Raw genomic sequence first — 16,103 nt, 5'->3', positions numbered from 1 at the left:
CCGGTGTTCCGCCCGCTCCTGCTGCCGTTTGCGTTCGCGGCGCTGCTGGTGACGGCCCCCTTGCGCGCGGACGGCGTCGACAGCGCGCTCCAGGCTCTCCAGGAGGGCGACTATGCGACGGCGCGAAAGGAAGCCGAGCCCCTGGCCAAGGCCGGCAATGCCGGTGCCCAGTTCGTCCTGGGCCTGCTCTGCGAGCGCGGCTATGACGGCGTCCCCGACGAGATCCAGGCCGCTTATTGGTACCAGAAGGCGGCGGACCAGGGCGTCGGCGAGGCCGCCGACGAGCTCAAGACGCTGCGCGCCTCCGGCCGCGGCTTCACCATCGACAATGGCCGGCTCGTCGTCACCTTCGGCGATGCCTATGAGGGCGACAGGCCGGAGGCGCAGCTGACGCTGGCCGACGCCTACTATCAGGGCAATGGCGTCAGCGGCAACAAGCCGGCGGCCGCCTATTGGTACGAGCGCGCGGCCGGGCATGGATCGATCCAGGCCAAGAGCCGGCTCGGCCAGATGCTCTTCACCGGCGACGGGATTCCCAAGGACGAGGGCAAGGCGGCGGGGTTGCTGCGCGAGGCGGCGGAGGCCGGCGATACCGATGCCGCCTATGACCTCGGGCTCGCCTACGCGACGGGCCGCGGCATCGAACGCGACGACGGCCAGGCCGTGCGCTGGTTCCTGGTCGCGGCCGAGGCCGGCAACAATCGCGCCGCCGTCGATCTCGCCCGCATGACCGAGGACGGGCGCGGCACCCGGAAGGACCGGGACGCCGCCATCGCCTGGTACAAGCGCGCGGCCGAGGCCGGCAATGCCGAGGCCCAGCTCATGCTGGGGGTGGGCTATGCCGAAGGCACCGGCAACCTGCATGAAGACGACAAGGAAGCCGTGCACTGGTTCCAGAAGGCGGCCGAACAGGGCGAGCCGTTGGCGGCCTATCGGCTGGGCCTCGCCTACGACCATGGCTACGGCGTGCTCGCCAACGGCGTGCAGGCGGCGCGCTGGTACGAGCAGGCGGCCGAGGGCGGCGTCATCGATGCGATGTATCGCCTCGGCATCCTCTATGCCAACGGCGACGGCGTCGACCTCGACCTGGCGCGCAGCTATTTCTGGTACAGCCTCGCCGCCGCCAAGAAGCACAAGCACGCGACCGCCGCCGCGGACCGCATCGCCGACCGCCTGTCGCACAGCGACATCGAGCGGGCCGAGGAGCAGGTGCAGGCCTGGCTCGCGACCGCGAACCCGGCCTCGACCGCCCAGGAGGCGGACCAGATGGACATCCTTCCCGACCACAACGAGACCCATTGAGCCCATGGAGATTGTGACCGCGGATCGCTGGTATCGCGTGCGGGCCGTCGGCGACGGCGTCACCCATATCGACGAGCCGCATATCAAGCCGTTCTACCGCTGCAACATCTGGCATGTGCGGGGGCGCGAGCGCGATCTCCTGATCGACAGCGGCCTCGGCGTGGTGAGCCTGCGTCGCCACGTCGCCTTCCTGGCCGAGCGCCCGCAATTCGCCGTCGCGAGCCATGTCCATTTCGACCATGTCGGCAATCACCACGAGTTCGCCGAGCGCGCCATCCACGCGGCCGAAGCGCCGCTCCTCGCCCATCCCGGCCGCGACGAGACGCTGGCGACGCTCTATGCCACCGAGGAGATGTTCACCAGCCTGCCGCCCGGCGGTTTCGATCCGCCCGCCTATCAGGTGACGCCGGCACCGGCGACGCGGGTCCTGGAGGACGGCGACATCGTCGATCTGGGCGACCGGCATTTCGAGGTGTTCCACCTGCCCGGCCATTCGCCGGGCTCGATCGGCCTGTGGGAAGCCGCCAGCGGCATTCTCTTCGCCGGCGACACCGTCTATGACGGGCCGCTGATCGACGACGCCTACCATTCCGACATCGCGGCCTATATCCGCTCGATGGAGCGCCTGCGCGACCTGCCGGTGCGCGTGGTCCATGGCGGCCATTTCCCCAGCTTCGGCCGGGAGCGGTTCGTGGCGCTGATCGACGCTTATCTCAACGAGAAGCGCGGCGCCTAGTATCGGTCCCCTCCCCCCTCGCGGGGGAGGGTCAGGGAGGGGGCTGCTCGGTTTCTGATCCCAGACCGAGCACCCCCCCTTCCTAACCTTCCCCCTGAACGGGGGAAGGGATCATTGAGGCTGTGCCCCTTCTTTCGACCGCTTCACTTCGGCGTCGGCTTGTAGATCGGCCCGCGGTCGGAGACCACCTTGAGCATGCCGTTGCGCACATATTCCGGCGTCTCGTCGGCGTTGTAGGGGCGGTTCTCCTGCCCCGGGTAGCCGATGAGCTTGCGCACCTTCGGATCCATGTAATAGCCGGCCGAGGCGGCGAGGCTGATGGCGCCGAAGGCGGTGCCGTCGGTCTTGTTCAGGAACTCGGCCGCCTCGCGCGCGGCCTTGCCCTTCACCGCACGCAGGCCCCGGAGCAGGTTCTCGCGCAGGTCCGGGCGGAAGCCCAGCACCTTGTCGAGGATCTCGCCCTGGATGCCGATCTCGCTCGCCGCCGGCATGCCTTCGGCCGCCGGGATCAGCACATCGGCGATGCCGGCGAAGGTCTTGCGGTCGTCGTCGTTGAGGCCCGTGCTCATGCCGCAATCTCCTGGTCGCGCCGGTTGGCGATCAAATGCTTCACGCAGCGCAAGGCCACCGCGCAGATCGTGCCCGTGGGGTTGAAGCCCGAGGAGGTGACGAAGGTGCTGCCGTCATAGATGAAGAGGTTCGGCACGTCGTGCGCCTTGCCCCACTGGTCGATGACCGAGCTCGCCGGATCCTCGCCCATGCGCGCCGTGCCCATCAGGTGCCAGCCGCAATCGCGCATCAGGGGCGTGATCGTCATCGATACCGCGCCGGCGGCCTTCATCGCCTCCTGTGCGCGCGCCAGGTGGAAGTCGATCAGCTTCTTCGTGTTCTCGGAATTCTTGTAGATCAGCTTCGGCGCCGGGATGCCGTCGGAATCGGTCAGCTTGGGATCGAGCACGACGCGGTTCGATTCTTCCGGCAGGTCCTCCGCGATGATTCCCCACTCGAAGGCATGGCCGAAGACGCGCTTGGTGTTGCGATGGAGGTTGGCGCCCCAGGCCTCCTCGAGCGGGCGTCCGCCATAGGCGGCGCGCATGCCCAAGGGACCGCCCGAGGGCATCACCTGCCACTTGGCGCCGCGCACGAAGCCGCGCGACTTGTCGGTCTCGTAGAACTGCATCGACTGGATGGTCTGGCCGGCGGGCCCGAGCCAGCTTTCCAGCGGCTCCTCGAACACGCCGGTCACGGCCGCGTAGGGATGCATCATCAGCCGCTTGCCGACCAGGCCCGAGCTGTTGGCGAGGCCGTTGGGGAAGCGCTTCGAGGTCGAGAGCAGCAGCAGGCGCGGCGTGCCGATGCCGTTGGCGCAGACGATGACGATGCCGGCCTTCTGGGTGCGCTCGCGTCCCTGGCGGTCGATATAGACGGCGCCGGTGGCAAGCCCGCGGTCATTGACCAGGACCTCCTTCACGCGGGCACCCGTGATCAGCTTGACGCCGTTCTTGAGCGACGCCGGCCAATAGACCAGGTCCATCGAGGCCTTGGCGCCCTCGGGGCAGCCGGTCAGGCAGGTGCCGCGGCGCACGCAGGCATTGCGTCCGCGATAGGACTTCGACGGAATCGCGTTGGGGCCGGGCCACCAATGCCAGCCGAGCTTGTTCATGCCCTCGGCGGCCTTCATCCCGATCTTGCCGATCGGCAGCGGCGGCAGGGGCAGCGGCTTGCCCGGCGGGAAGGCCGGATCGCCGGCGAGACCGGAAACGCCGATCTCCTCCTCGGCCTGCTCGTAGAAGGGCTCGAGCTCCTCGTAGGTGAAGGGCCAGTCGTCGGCGACGCCGTCGAGCGTCTTCACCCGGAAGTCCGACGGCATGAAACGCTGCCAATGCGCGGCCCAGAGGATCGTGCTGCCGCCGACGGCGTTGTACATGAGCGGATTGACGTCCGATTCCGAGGTGTCGACCGGATAGTCGTTCTCGAGATCGCGGACATTGGGATTGGGATGCCAGCGCTTCTGGGCCATCAGTTCCCATTCGGGCCGCGCGCCGGCGAATTCCTTGTTGTCGACCCAAGGGCCCTGATCGAGGCAGACGACCTTGAAACCGTTCTCCGAAAGATGCTTCGCCGCGAGCGAACCGGAGGCCCCCGCGCCAATGATCAGGACGTCGGCGCTCTCGCCGCGCCGGTCGCTTCCCGCACTTGCCATCTGAGCTCTTCTCTCTCTATTTGTCGTTTTTCGTTCTCTCTTTCGCGGCCTCCCTGGCGGCGTCCGCGAAAGGCTGGAATCCGCCAGGGACCTGGCGGAAACGGCCGGTGCTCATCTTGCCATGGGGTCGATGGAGCGCCAAGATTGTCGACATTATCGTTGACAAAATTGGCGGCGTCGATGCTAGATTTCTGGGCAGAAGAATGGCTTCGCTCGGGGGCCGTTCTGCGCACGGTCCCACACTCACCGCAACGGCGCTCGCGGCGTCGCGGTCGCGGTTTTGTCGCGTTCGGGTGTGTCGGCATGAGGTGTTCTTCAGGCTCCAGGTAGATCTCGTAAACGCACCCTCTGTTCGCCGGCCTGTTCCCACGGTCCCGGCTCTTCCTTCCCGCATCATCGGTGCTTCGAGTTCCGGCCTCGGCCGTCTGATCCGCATCGGGCCGGTCTTCGCTTTCAGGAGAATCCAGGAATGCACATCGTCACCGTGGTCCGGTTGGTTCCCGACCTGCTCGAAGAGATCCAGGTCAATGAGCAGGGAACCGACATCGACCGCGAATGGATCGGCGTCAAGCTCTGCGAGTTCGACGATCACGCGCTGGAAGAAGCCGTGCTCATCAAAGAGGCAACCGGCGCGACGGTCACGGCGCTCGGCATTGCCGTCGAGGGTATCGATCGCGTGCTGCAGTCCGCGGTCGCGCGCGGCGCCGACCGGGCCGTCAAGATCGAGTGCGGCGAGACGAACCTGGACTCCCGCAGCTTCGCCAAGCTGCTGAGCGAGACCCTGCCCCAGCTCAAGCCCGACCTGGTCTTGGCCGGCGTGCAGACGCCCGAGGATCTGTTCGGCCAGTTGGTGCCCTTCCTCGGCACCCTGATGGGCCGCCCACATGCCAGCGGCGTCACCGGCGCGCAGGCCGAAGGCAACGCCGTGAAGATCCAGCAGGAATATGGCGCCGGCCGGGCTGCGCGCCTCACCCTCGCCTTGCCGGCGGTGCTGGGCATCCAGTCCGCCTCGCAGCCGCCCCGCTACGTCTCGGGCACCAAGCTGCGCCAGGCGATCCAGGGCACCAAGATCGAGACGTTGTCCGCGACGGCGAGCGCCGGCGGCAGCGGAACCGTCAAGGAGATGCGCCGGCCGGCACGCGGCCAGGGCGCCGAGATGATCGAAGGCGAGGCCGAGGAGGTCGCGGGCAAGATCTATGACGCGCTCGTCGGCCGCGGCCTGGTGGGAGGCAAGTAATCATGTCCGTCATCCTGGTTTACGTCGAAGCGCATGATGGCACCGTCTCGGCCGGGAGCCTCGAGACGCTGGCCGGCGCGCGTCAGCTCGCCGACGCCGCGGGCGGCTCGGTCGAGGCGCTGGTGCTCGCCGCCGATCCCGCGCCGATCGCATCGCAGGTCGTCGGCGCCGACCGCGTCCTGACGGTCTCGCATCCCGCGCTGGCTCAGTACCTGCCCGAGGCGCATCAGGCCGTGCTGGTCGAGACGGTGAAGTCGCGCAAGCCCGACCTGGTGCTGCTGACGAACTCCTATATCGGGCTCGACCTCGCCGCGAGCACGGCCATCGCGACCGACCGGCCGGTGGTCAGCTATTGCATGGCCGTCTCCCTCGCGGGCGACCTCTTGACCACCACCAACCAGGTCTATGGCGGCAAGATCGAAGCGGTCGCCGAGACCAGGCTGCCCGCCGTGGCCGCCGTCAATCCCGGCACCTTCAAGGGCGAGGCGGCCGCGAAAGCCGCGGAGACCGTCGTGCTCCCGCCGCCGGCGGCGCTGGGCAGCCTCGGCACCGGCTTCGTCGAGGCGCTCAAGGAGGAATCGGGCGACGTCGACATCACCCAGCAGGAGCGCCTCGTCTCCGTGGGCCGCGGCATCGGCGATGCCGCCAATATCGAGATCGCCGAGGCCCTGGCCACGGCGCTGGGCGCCGTGGTCTCGGCCAGCCGCCCCGTGGTCGATGCCGGCTGGATGCCGAAAAGCCGGCAGGTCGGCAAGTCGGGCCACAAGGTGAAGCCGAAGCTCTATGTCGCGGTCGGCATCTCGGGCGCGCCCGAGCATCTCGAGGGCATGCGCGATGCGGGCTTCATCGTCGCCGTCAACCAGGACGCCAAGGCGCCGATCTTCGACGTCGCCCATATCGGCACCACCTGCGACCTGTTCGACCTGCTGCCGGCATTGACGGAACGGCTGAACACGCGGAACGCCTGACGTCATGGCCAAGCCCCTGGTGCTGGCGGCGCTGATGCTGCTGGCCTTCTCCTTCGCCGGCTATCGCTTCTTCCTGCGCCTGCGCCCGATGTTCAGCGCGCCGGGGATCGACCGGCTCGATCATATCGGGGAGCGGCTCTGGGGCCTGGTGCCGAACGTCCTGCTGCATCGCCGCCTGCTGAATATCCGCTACTCGGGCATCCTGCACGCGATGATCTTCAGCAGCTTCATCGTGCTCTTCACCGCGATCGTCCAGGCTTTCGGCTCAGGGCTCTTCCCGGGCTTCAGCCTGGCGCCGGTCGGCGGCAACAGCGTGATCGCCCTGCTCCAGGACGTCTTCGCCGTCGTCATCATGATCGGCGTCGGCATGGCCTTCTATAACCGCTATGTCATCAAGCCGGCGCGCTTCAAAGGCTCCAACAACAAGGATGCGACCGTCATCCTGATCCTGGTCACCGGCGTGGTGACCAGCATGTTGCTGGAGTTCTCCTTCCATATCGCCGCCGGCGGCGATCCGTCGGCGCCCTGGCGGCCCCTGAGCTCGACCATCGCCCGGCTGCTCGAGGCGCTGGGATTCGAGGGCGAGAGCGCCGACCGGGCGGCCCATGTCTTCTACTGGGTCCATGTCTGCGTGATCCTGAGCTTCCTCACCTATATCCCGGGCTCGAAGCATCTCCATATGTTCGCAGCGATCCCGAACATCTTCCTGCGCAATATCGGGCCCAAGGGCCAGTCGCGCACGCCCGATCCCAAGGCCGCCCATATCGGGCTTTCCGACGTGCGCGCGCTCGACTGGAAGGGGATGCTGGATCTCTATTCCTGCACCGAATGCGGCCGCTGCCAGGCGGCCTGCCCGGCCTATGCCGCGGGCCTGCCGCTCAGCCCCAAGATCCTGATCATGAACATGCGCGACGCGCTCATCGACGAGACCGTCACGCATACCGCCACCGCGCCCGCCGCGGTACCGGCCGCCGGCTCCAACCTCGAGGCGCTGGTCGGCAGCGTGATCTCGGAGCAGACCCTCTGGTCCTGCACCACCTGCCGCGCCTGCATGGAGGTCTGCCCGCTCCATATCGAGCATGTGCCGAAGATCATCGACATGCGCCGCCACATGGTCGAGGAAGGCCATGTGACGCCCGGCATCCAGGACGCGATGGCGAGCTTCCAGCAGTACGGCAACTCCTTCAAGAAGCCGCCGCGCATGCGCGCGAAATGGACCTCGGGCCTCGATTTCAAGATCAAGGATGCGCGCAAGGAGGAGGTCGACATCCTCTGGTTCGTCGGCGACTACGCCTCCTACGATCCGCGCGTCCAGCGCATCACCCAGACGGTGGCGCGGCTGCTGCAGAAGGCGGGCGTCGATTTCGGCATCCTCTACGACGCCGAGCAGAACAGCGGCAACGACGTGCGCCGGGTCGGCGACGAGGGCCTGTTCCAGACCCTCTCCGAGCACAATATCGAGGCGCTCGGGAACTGCAGCTTCAAGCGCATCATGACCACCGACCCGCACAGCCTCAACGCGCTGCGCCAGGAATATCCGGCCCAAGGCGCCGAATACGAGGTGGTGCATTACACCCAGCTCCTGCTGGAGCTGATGCGCGAAGGCAAGATCGCCAAGGCCGCCAACGAGAAGGTCCAGGGCACCGTCACCTATCACGACCCCTGCTATCTCGGCCGCTACAACAACGGCTTCGAGCCGCCGCGCCAGATCATGGCCGAGCTCGGCTACAAGCTCCACGAGATGGCCCGCTGCCGCGAGAACAGCTTCTGCTGCGGCGCCGGCGGCGGGCGCATCTGGCAGGACGATACCGGCGTGAAGGAGCGCCCGAGCGAGAACCGCATCCGCGAGGCGCTGGCGCTGGGCGATGCGACCATCTTCGCGGTCGCCTGCCCCAAGGACCTGGTCATGTATACCGCGGCCGTCCAGTCGCTCGCGGTCGAGGACAAGATCCAGGTGAAGGATATCGCCGAGCTGTTCGCCTAGGCCTCGCTCGGCTCACCGGAGGGCCGCCATGACGTCACCGACCGCCGAACCGCCGCCGGTTCCCCCGCCCCAACCGAGCCCCAGCCGTCCGCGCCTGGCCCTGCCGGCCGGCGCCTGGGACTGCCATTGCCATGTGTTCGGCCCGACGGACCGCTACCCCTATTGGCCCGATCGCAGCTATACGCCGCCCGCGGCCTCGCTGGCGCGCTATCTGGGACTCCTCGACCTGCTGGGGGTCGAGCATGGGGTGCTGGTGCAGCCCTCGGTCTATGGCACCGACAACCGCATGATGGTGGATTCGCTCAAGGCCGAGCCGCGCCGGCTCCGGGGCGTGGCGGTGATCGACCCCTCGATCTCCGACCGTGAGCTCGAGGCGATGCACGCGGTCGGCGTGCGTGGGGTACGGATCAACCTTCTCTTCCGCGGCGGCGTCTCCTTCGCGGCGGCCGAGGCCATCGCCGACCGCATCCGGCCGCTGGGCTGGCATATCCAGTTCCTGCTGGACATCTCGCAGACGCCCGAGCTGCGCCCGGCGCTGAAGCGGCTGCGCCTGCCGGTCGTGATCGACCATATGGGTCATTTCCCGGCCTCGGCCGGGACGGGCCTGCCCGCCTTCCGCGAGCTCCTGGCGATGCTGAAGGGCGGCGAGGCCTGGGTGAAGCTCTCCGGGCCCTATCTCTTCACGCGCCGGCCGGACCTGCCCTATGCCGACGTGACGCCGATCGCGCGGGCGCTGGCCGAAGCGGCACCCGGGCGCTGCGTCTGGGGCACGGACTGGCCGCACCCCGCCAACAAGCTGGCGATGCCCGACGACGGCCCGCTGACCGATCTGCTGGGAGACTGGGTGACGGACGAGACGGCGCGCCGGCGCATCCTCGTCGAGAATCCGAAGCAGCTTTACGACTGATGGATTTCCTGTCCCCTCTCCCACTTCCGGGAGCAACCATGATCGTGCGGGGATCATGGAGTGACGGCTTTATCCTGCCAGGGAGTAGCCCTGGCGAGGATAGCGTTGGCGATCTCAACTAGCTTCCTGGCGCAAGCGACGGTGGCGACCTTGTGGTGCTTGCCCTTTGCGATAAGGCGCTTGTAGAGGGCCAGGAGGATGGGGTTCCAGCGCTGAGAGGCAGAGAAGGCGGCCTGGTAGATGCTGCGTCGGAGCCGTTTTCTGCCGCCGGCGATATGGCGCTCACCGGTATGCTCGCCACTTTCATCGTCGAAGGGAGCGACACCAACCAGGGCGGCGGCCTCGGCACGGGTCATGCGGCCGAGCTCGGGCATGCGCAGGACGAAGCTGAGGGCGGTGAGCGGGCCCAGGCCGGGGATGCTCTCCAGCAGATCCAGCTTGAGAGCCAGGTCGGGGTGACGGCGGAGCTTGGCCAGCAGCCGGACGATTTCCCTGTCGCGGCGCCTGGACAGGCGGGTGATCTCAGTCTCGAGATAGCGTTTGTGCGCCGGCAGGCTGTAGCGATCGCGCCGGGTCTTCAGCCGGCTGATATCCTCGCCGATCTGCTCGATCAGGGTGAGATGCTCGGCCCACGGCGCCAAACGTTCATCGGGCGCCGGGCGGATGCTGTCGGGCTCCATGTCCGCCGTCGCCACCGCGATCAGGCGAGCATCGATCTTGTCGTTCTTGGCTCGCTTCTTCTTGAACCGCCGAAAGCCTTTCACCTGAGCCGGATCGAGCAGCACGACGCAAAACCCCACCCGGCGAAGATGCGCCGCCACCGCCGCCTCGTAATGGCCGCTCGCCTCCAACCCGACCCGCTCGACCCCATGCTCGCGCAGCCAGCTCTCGATCTGCTGGTATCCCGCCGGATCGTTGCTGGCCTGCAGCCGGTCCGGCCCAGCGGCCAACGCCACATCGAGCTTGCGCTTCGACACGTCGATACCCGCCGTTTCCGTGATAGACTTGCTCATCTTCGTCGACCCCACCTTGCGTTGATCCGAACCAGGGTGTTCTTGCAACCATCCGGGTCCGATGAAGGGTCGGCTGCGATCCCGCTCCCGCGCAGTCCAGAAGACTTCGAGGGTGTCGATCCGACAACCGACAGTCCGGGCCGGGGTGGCCACCCCGGCCCGGACCACGCTCCATGCTCTCACATCTCGCTCATACAAGAGGGTTAGGGAGAGGGCCGCTCGGTGTCCGACAGCGAGCAGCCCCCTCCCTCACCCTCCCCCGTTCCGGGGGAGGGGATAGTTGAGGCGTCAGCCCTTGGTGATCGCCGCGATCGCCGCTTCGGCGACGGCGACGTCCTGATCGATCGAGCCGCCGGCCACGCCGACCGCGCCCACGACCTTGCCGCCGAGCTCGACCGGGAGGCCGCCGCCGAACACCACGAGCGGGGTGCGGTGCGAGGTCTCCATCGCGTAGAACGGGCCGCCCGGCTGCACATACTGCGTCACGTCGCCGGTCTTCATGTTGAGCGAGCGCGCCGTGTAGGCCTTGCCCTGCGAGATCTCGATGCTCGCCAGCAGCGCATTGTCCATGCGGTGGAAGGCCAGCAGGTTGCGGCCGGAATCGACGATCGAGATGCTGTGGGCCGAACCGATTTCCCTGGCCTTGGCGGCGGCGGCGGCGATGCCCTTCTGGGCGCGATCGGCGGAAATCTCGGTCATGTCTTCTTCTCCTGTCTGTTCGGAATGAGGGGTCGAATCGCTGGAAGCGTCAGGCCACGCGCCCGGTCATGGAGATGCCGAGCAGCTGGTCGTGGGTGCACTTCGCCTTGGGCGCGCGATAGATCGCCTTGCCGTCACGGATGACGATGACGTTCTCCGCCAGCGCCATGATCTCGCGCATCGAGGAGCTGACCAGGATGACGGCGGCGCCGTCGCGCGCCAGCCCCAGCATGATCTCGTAGATGTCGCGGATGGCGCCGACATCCACGCCCGAGGTCGGCTCGACGAAGATATAGACCCGGCATTTGGCGCTCATCCATTTGCCGATGACCGCCTTCTGCTGGTTGCCGCCCGAGAAGAACTTGATCGCCTTGGCCGGCGTCGGCGGCTTGACCTGGAGGCGCTTCATGACCTGGTCGGCATAGACAAACTTGGCACGCTCGGTGATGTAGCCGCCATGGCTGAGGCGCGAGAGCACCGGCAGCGCGATGTTGTCGGCGGCCGACATGTTGGGAAACAGCGCCTGCTTGCGCCGATCCTCGGGGATGAGCGCGATGCCGGCCGTCAGCGCCTTGTTGGGGGTCGAGATGTCGGCCTTCTGGCCCGCGATCTTGACCTCGCCATGATGCGGCACCAGCCCGGCCACGGCGCGGGCCACCAGCTCCATGCCGCCGCCGACCGGCCCGGTCAGCCCGAGCACCTCGCCCGCGCGCACCTCGAAGCTCAGGGGCGCCAGGTGCTCGCAGCTCAGCTCGGCCACCTGGAGCATGTTCTCGGGCCGCGCCAGGCCGGGATTGAACACCTCGAGCTCGTTCTTGGTCCGGTCGACCATGAGCTCGGTCACGCGTTCCTCGGTGATGTCGGCTCCCGCCAGCGTCGCCGAGACGCGGCCGCCGCGCAGGATCGTGATCCGGTCGCAGAGCTGCCGGATCTCGCCCAGGCGGTGGGAGATGTAGATGATGGTGATGCCCTCCTCCTGGAACCGCCGGATCAGGCGGAACAGGAGCTCGGCTTCCGAAGCCGAGAGGCGCGCGGTCGGCTCGTCCAGCACGATCAGCTTGTATTTGCGCTGGAACAGGGTGGCGAGGATGACGAGCTGCGCCTCGGCGGCCGAGAGCGAGGAGGCCACGCGATCGGGATCGAGCGTGAGCCCGATCTCCTTGAGGATGCGCGCACCCTGGTCGCGGATCGCCTTGCGGTTGAGGGTGAAACGGCCGGGCTCGCCGCCGAGCACGACGTTCTGCGCCACCGTGAAGCTGCCGATCAGCTCGGCATCCTGGTAGACGGCACCCAGGCCCAGCTTGTGGGCGTCCATCGGGCTCGAGATCGTGACCGGCTTGCCCTCGACGAGGATGTCGCCCTCGGAGTGGGAATAGACGCCGGTCAGGATCTTGATCAGAGTCGATTTGCCGGCCCCGTTCTCGCCGAGGAGGCCGTGGACCTCCCCGCGCTCGAACTTGAGGTCGACGCCGCGCAGGACCCGGGTTCCGGAGAACTCCTTCCCCAGGTTGCGGAATTCGACGATCGGAGTGTCGGTCATGGCCGATCCATCCCGCCGCTCAGATGAACTTCAGGTGGATTTCCTCGCGGTTCAGCAGCGCATTGGCGCCGACGGCGAGGATCAGCACGAGCCCGATGAAGAGCTGGCGCATCGCAAAGGGGAAGCCCAGCATGCTCATGCCGGCGCTGACCATGTAGAGGAAGAACACGCCGAGCAGCGTGCCCAGCACGTGCGGCTTGCCCCGGCCCATGATGGTGGCGCCCAGGAACACGGCAGCGAAGGCCTCGAGCAGATAGTTCGAGTTGCCCGAGGGCTGGGCGGAGGTCGAGATCGAGGTCAGGATCACGCCGCCCACGCCGGACATGAAGCTCGACAGCATGAAGGACAGGATCACCCAGTGATAGACCTTGATGCCGGAATAGAACGCCGCCATCGGGTTGTCGCCGACGGCGGTGATGTAGTGCCCGACCTTGGTCTTGGTCGCCAGCAGGTGCGCCAGCACGAAGACGCAGAGCAGGATGATGACGGGCACCGCGACCGGGCCGATCGTGCCCTGCCCGATATAGAGGAACGGCTTCTCGGTATAGGCCACCGCGATCTGGTAGCCGTTGGTCAGGAAGATGTTCACGCCGCCCAGCACGAACATCATGCCGAGCGTCACCACGATGCCGGAGAGCCGTCCGTAGGTGACGAGGAGCCCGTTCAGCAGCCCGATCACCACCGCGGTCAGCAAGGCGCCGACGATCGCCACCCAGGGCCCGACCACCGGGATCAGGTAAGCGGTGACGATCGAGACCGTCGTCACCGTGAGCCCGATCGAGAGGTCGAAGCTGCCGGCGATGACGACATAGGTCAGCCCCATCGAGACGAGGCAGCTGACGATCATCGAGAACAGGATGTTGTTGAAGTTCGAGACGGTGAAGAACCAGGGCGAAGAGACCGAGAAGCCGATCCCCACCAGGACGATGATGGTGATCGTCCCCCACCGCCGCAGCAACCGGAGCCCGAGGCCTTCCCCTCCGTTCGCCGCCGGCTTGGCCGCCGGGGCCGCCGTCTTGGTTTCTGTCGATGTCGCCGCCATGGGAGTTCTCCGCCTATCCTGCCGCCGTCGCGCCGAAGCCGAACGGATTGATTTGCCAAACTACAATATTGCGACGGCGGCCCGGAGTCCCGGGCTGCCTTTGGTCAAGGTCGATGCCTGCCGGCGACAGCGGGTCAGTTATAGACGCCGCCGTCGATGGTGATCGCCTGGGCCGTCATATAGGAGGACTCGTTCGAGGCCAGGTAGACGAACATGGGCGCGATCTCCGTGGGCACGCCCTGGCGCCCCAGCGGCACGATCGCCTTGACCGCCCGCTCCTGCGCCTCGCGGCCGCCCATGAAGGCGATGGCCGGGTTGTTGAAGGGGGTGTCGACCCAGCCCGGGCAGATCACGTTGACGCGGATCCTGTCTCCCGCCAGCTCCATGGCGAGCGCCGTGGTGAAGGCGATGACCGCGCCCTTCGAGGCCGAATAGGCCGTCATGCCCGGCCCGCCGCGCTGGCCGGCCAGCGAGGCGGTGTTGATGATCGAGCCGCCGCCCGCCTTGCGCATATGCGCCACCGCGTATTTGGAGGCGAAGAAATGCGCCCGCACATTGACGGCCATGAGCGCGTCCCAGCGCTTCTGGTCGAAATCCGTGACCTTGCCGGAATGCTGCAGCCCGGCGTTGTTGCAGAGCACATCGAGCCCGCCCAGCCACTTGGCGCCGTCGTCGATCAGCGCCTTGACGCTGTCCTCGCTGGTGACGTCGCAATGGATGAAATGGACGGCGGAGCCGAACTCCTTGGCGGTCGCGGCCGCGTCCTTGTCGTTGATGTCGCCGATGACGACCTTGGCGCCCTCCGCGACGAACTGCTTGACCGCTTCCTTGCCGATGCCCGTGGCGGCACCGGTGATGATGATCCGCTTACCCTTGAGACGCTCGCCCATGATTCCCTTCCGTTCCTGCTGATCCGGTCCCGCCCGCTCCCCCCGGGGAAACGCCGCGGCCGGCATTCCTGATAACCGTTTCAGTCGTCCGACAGCAGCTTGCCAGCCCGTCCCCAACTATCGGCGGGCACCTCGTCGATGATCACATGCACGCGCTCGCGATTGGCGCCGGCGATCTCCACCAGGCTGTCGGTGATCTTCTCGACCAGCCGGCGCTTCTGCTCCGTGGTCCGCCCCGCCTTGAGATGCACCTGTACGACCGGCATTGGATTCCCTTCTCGCAACAATGAAACTTCCGTCACGTCCCTTGCGGGCAAAGGACGACCGGCCCCGGAGCAGCGCCCCAGGGCCGGCCCTTCGCCTCGCGAGCGGCCGGAAAACGCCCGGCCGCCACTCGATATCAGCCGCCGTACTGCTTCAGCAGCGCGATCGCCTGCTTGTCCATGTCCTGGATCTCGGCCAGCGACTTCGCGGCCTGGTCCTTGGTGATGGACGTGACCGGCACGTGATAGACGTTCGGCTTCACGTCCTCGCCGCGGCCCAGCGCCAGCGCGAGCTCGCCCGTCTTGTCGCCCATGATGTGCCAGGGCGTGTCGGTGCTGAACTCGATGGTGTTGTCGGGGTTCTGGAACTCGCCCAGGAACTGGTCCGAGAAGTAGTGGTTGAAGACCTTGATGTCCTTCCGGTTCATCTGCTTCAGCGCCTGCACGGCGCCGAGCGTCAGCGGCCACCACCAGGACACGATCGCCTGGATGCTGTTCGGGTCGGGATTGGCCTGGAGCAGCGCCAGCGCGTTCTCGCGGCCCTTGGAGATCTGGTCGTTGGTCGAGGTGCTGCCCGGCATGAAGGGCAGCACCTTCATGCGCGGCTCATACTTGGTCATGAGCTCGAGCAGGTCGCCTTCCATGTCGAACGGCGTGTAGAAGCCGCGATCCTCGGCCGTCTGGACCAGCGTGCCCTGCCGCTGCAGGACGTTCTGGATCTGGTAGCCCATCACCATCGCGGTGCCCCAGGTATCCTCGACCACCGCCGGGGAGTCCTTGACCGGAACGGCGAAGCCGACCGTCTTGATGCCGCGCTTCTTCGCCTCGTCGACGATGAAGGCCGTCTCCGATTCCTGCGAATAGATGCCGAGGCAGAGCACGTCGATGCCGCGGTCGAGGAGCTGGCGCTCCGACTGCTGCTCGCTGTCCTTGGAGGGCTCGCCGCGGACCGCGACGATCTCGCCGCCGCCGTCGAGCACGGTCTTGACCAGGCGCCAGCAGCCGCGCCGCCAGGGCTGGTTGAAGGGGCCGTAATTGAGGCCGATGCCGACCTTCACCTTCTTGCCGGAGTCCGCGACCTGCACATGGTCGCGCAGCTCGTCGGCGCTGATCGACTTCGCCATGACCGAGCTCGCCACCGCAGCCGATGCAGCCCCCACGCTGATCCGCTGCATGAATTCGCGGCGCGAGACATCGAGCCATTCGCGCAATTCTTCTCCGAGAAATTTATTAGTCACGTCTGGTTTCCTCCTCATCACCGGTCCCGACGTGGGACGAACTGCTCGCCCACTCTCCGGTTTCTGTTGGGGCCCTCGAAG

15 protein-coding genes are annotated in these 16,103 nt (G+C 67.0%); 6 read left to right on the top strand and 9 right to left on the bottom strand.

Translation table 11 applies throughout. The annotated features are described in order from the left end of the window. The first annotated feature begins 3 nt into the window (after positions 1 to 3). Positions 4 to 1,302, top strand: a complete 1,299-nt coding sequence (locus FRZ61_RS08490; RefSeq protein WP_151116577.1) for an SEL1-like repeat protein — start codon at positions 4 to 6, stop codon at positions 1,300 to 1,302. A 4-nt stretch (positions 1,303 to 1,306) separates the two neighbouring features. Further along, positions 1,307 to 2,038, top strand: coding sequence for an MBL fold metallo-hydrolase (locus FRZ61_RS08485; RefSeq protein WP_151116575.1), 732 nt, complete (start codon positions 1,307 to 1,309; stop codon positions 2,036 to 2,038). Between the two features lie 143 nt (positions 2,039 to 2,181). Here FRZ61_RS08485 and FRZ61_RS08480 read toward each other — a convergent pair whose 3' ends face one another. Together FRZ61_RS08480 and FRZ61_RS08475 are read right to left on the bottom strand one after the other, a co-directional pair. Further along, a complete protein-coding gene (locus tag FRZ61_RS08480; RefSeq protein WP_151116573.1) occupies positions 2,182 to 2,607 on the bottom strand; it encodes a gluconate 2-dehydrogenase subunit 3 family protein in 426 nt (141 codons plus the stop codon). After that, positions 2,604 to 4,241: a GMC family oxidoreductase gene (locus FRZ61_RS08475; RefSeq protein WP_151116571.1), complete on the bottom strand. Its 1,638-nt coding sequence runs from the start codon at positions 4,239 to 4,241 to the stop codon at positions 2,604 to 2,606. Before FRZ61_RS08475 ends, FRZ61_RS08480 begins: the two co-directional genes overlap by 4 nt. Positions 4,242 to 4,710: 469 nt before the next feature. Between FRZ61_RS08475 and FRZ61_RS08470 the strand changes: the two genes are divergently transcribed. From FRZ61_RS08470 to FRZ61_RS08455, 4 genes are read left to right on the top strand one after another with little or no spacing between them, the layout of a single operon-like run. Then, a complete protein-coding gene (locus FRZ61_RS08470; protein ID WP_151116570.1) occupies positions 4,711 to 5,478 on the top strand; it encodes an electron transfer flavoprotein subunit beta/FixA family protein in 768 nt (255 codons plus the stop codon). Between the two features lie 2 nt (positions 5,479 to 5,480). Beyond that, a complete protein-coding gene (locus tag FRZ61_RS08465) occupies positions 5,481 to 6,446 on the top strand; it encodes an electron transfer flavoprotein subunit alpha/FixB family protein (protein ID WP_151116568.1) in 966 nt (321 codons plus the stop codon). Between the two features lie 4 nt (positions 6,447 to 6,450). Next, the gene (locus tag FRZ61_RS08460; protein ID WP_151116566.1) at positions 6,451 to 8,430 is read left to right on the top strand and encodes a (Fe-S)-binding protein; all 1,980 of its coding nucleotides are present in this window, start codon (positions 6,451 to 6,453) and stop codon (positions 8,428 to 8,430) included. Positions 8,431 to 8,458: 28 nt separating this feature from the next. Continuing rightward, positions 8,459 to 9,337 (top strand): amidohydrolase family protein, encoded by an 879-nt coding sequence (locus tag FRZ61_RS08455; RefSeq protein WP_151116564.1) that lies wholly within the window; start codon positions 8,459 to 8,461, stop codon positions 9,335 to 9,337. A gap of 53 nt (positions 9,338 to 9,390) precedes the next feature. Here the strand turns inward: FRZ61_RS08455 and FRZ61_RS08450 are convergent, their stop codons facing one another. The 7 genes from FRZ61_RS08450 to FRZ61_RS08420 form a co-directional block, all read right to left on the bottom strand. Next, positions 9,391 to 10,350, bottom strand: coding sequence for an IS110 family RNA-guided transposase (locus tag FRZ61_RS08450; RefSeq protein WP_151115166.1), 960 nt, complete (start codon positions 10,348 to 10,350; stop codon positions 9,391 to 9,393). Positions 10,351 to 10,638: 288 nt separating this feature from the next. Next, positions 10,639 to 11,049 (bottom strand): GlcG/HbpS family heme-binding protein, encoded by a 411-nt coding sequence (locus tag FRZ61_RS08445; protein WP_151116561.1) that lies wholly within the window; start codon positions 11,047 to 11,049, stop codon positions 10,639 to 10,641. A 49-nt stretch (positions 11,050 to 11,098) separates the two neighbouring features. Beyond that, the gene (locus FRZ61_RS08440) at positions 11,099 to 12,589 is read right to left on the bottom strand and encodes a sugar ABC transporter ATP-binding protein (RefSeq protein WP_151116559.1); all 1,491 of its coding nucleotides are present in this window, start codon (positions 12,587 to 12,589) and stop codon (positions 11,099 to 11,101) included. 19 nt (positions 12,590 to 12,608) lie between these two features. Beyond that, positions 12,609 to 13,631 carry an ABC transporter permease gene (locus tag FRZ61_RS08435; RefSeq protein WP_151116557.1) on the bottom strand — a complete coding sequence of 341 codons (1,023 nt, stop codon included), beginning with the start codon at positions 13,629 to 13,631 and terminating at the stop codon, positions 12,609 to 12,611. A gap of 134 nt (positions 13,632 to 13,765) precedes the next feature. After that, positions 13,766 to 14,521: an SDR family NAD(P)-dependent oxidoreductase gene (locus tag FRZ61_RS08430; protein WP_151116555.1), complete on the bottom strand. Its 756-nt coding sequence runs from the start codon at positions 14,519 to 14,521 to the stop codon at positions 13,766 to 13,768. A gap of 80 nt (positions 14,522 to 14,601) precedes the next feature. Further along, complete coding sequence (locus tag FRZ61_RS08425) at positions 14,602 to 14,787, bottom strand: 2-hydroxymuconate tautomerase (protein WP_151116553.1); 186 nt, start codon at positions 14,785 to 14,787, stop codon at positions 14,602 to 14,604. A gap of 134 nt (positions 14,788 to 14,921) precedes the next feature. Further along, complete coding sequence (locus FRZ61_RS08420; protein WP_225309180.1) at positions 14,922 to 16,022, bottom strand: sugar ABC transporter substrate-binding protein; 1,101 nt, start codon at positions 16,020 to 16,022, stop codon at positions 14,922 to 14,924. Positions 16,023 to 16,103: the final 81 nt, after the last annotated feature.

The sequence above is a fragment of the Hypericibacter adhaerens genome (assembly GCF_008728835.1).
GTDB lineage: Bacteria > Pseudomonadota > Alphaproteobacteria > Dongiales > Dongiaceae > Hypericibacter > Hypericibacter adhaerens.
Note: the sequence above shows the minus strand (reverse complement) of the source record. Positions and strands in the feature narration are given on the sequence as shown.

Coding starts and splice junctions, on each gene's coding strand:
- FRZ61_RS08485 (WP_151116575.1), top strand. CDS start 1,307: ATGGAGATTGTGACCGCGGATCGCTGGTATCGCGTGCGGGCCGTCGGC.
- FRZ61_RS08480 (WP_151116573.1), bottom strand. CDS start 2,607: ATGAGCACGGGCCTCAACGACGACGACCGCAAGACCTTCGCCGGCATC.
- FRZ61_RS08475 (WP_151116571.1), bottom strand. CDS start 4,241: ATGGCAAGTGCGGGAAGCGACCGGCGCGGCGAGAGCGCCGACGTCCTG.
- FRZ61_RS08470 (WP_151116570.1), top strand. CDS start 4,711: ATGCACATCGTCACCGTGGTCCGGTTGGTTCCCGACCTGCTCGAAGAG.
- FRZ61_RS08465 (WP_151116568.1), top strand. CDS start 5,481: ATGTCCGTCATCCTGGTTTACGTCGAAGCGCATGATGGCACCGTCTCG.
- FRZ61_RS08460 (WP_151116566.1), top strand. CDS start 6,451: ATGGCCAAGCCCCTGGTGCTGGCGGCGCTGATGCTGCTGGCCTTCTCC.
- FRZ61_RS08455 (WP_151116564.1), top strand. CDS start 8,459: ATGACGTCACCGACCGCCGAACCGCCGCCGGTTCCCCCGCCCCAACCG.
- FRZ61_RS08450 (WP_151115166.1), bottom strand. CDS start 10,350: ATGAGCAAGTCTATCACGGAAACGGCGGGTATCGACGTGTCGAAGCGC.
- FRZ61_RS08445 (WP_151116561.1), bottom strand. CDS start 11,049: ATGACCGAGATTTCCGCCGATCGCGCCCAGAAGGGCATCGCCGCCGCC.
- FRZ61_RS08440 (WP_151116559.1), bottom strand. CDS start 12,589: ATGACCGACACTCCGATCGTCGAATTCCGCAACCTGGGGAAGGAGTTC.
- FRZ61_RS08435 (WP_151116557.1), bottom strand. CDS start 13,631: ATGGCGGCGACATCGACAGAAACCAAGACGGCGGCCCCGGCGGCCAAG.
- FRZ61_RS08430 (WP_151116555.1), bottom strand. CDS start 14,521: ATGGGCGAGCGTCTCAAGGGTAAGCGGATCATCATCACCGGTGCCGCC.
- FRZ61_RS08425 (WP_151116553.1), bottom strand. CDS start 14,787: ATGCCGGTCGTACAGGTGCATCTCAAGGCGGGGCGGACCACGGAGCAG.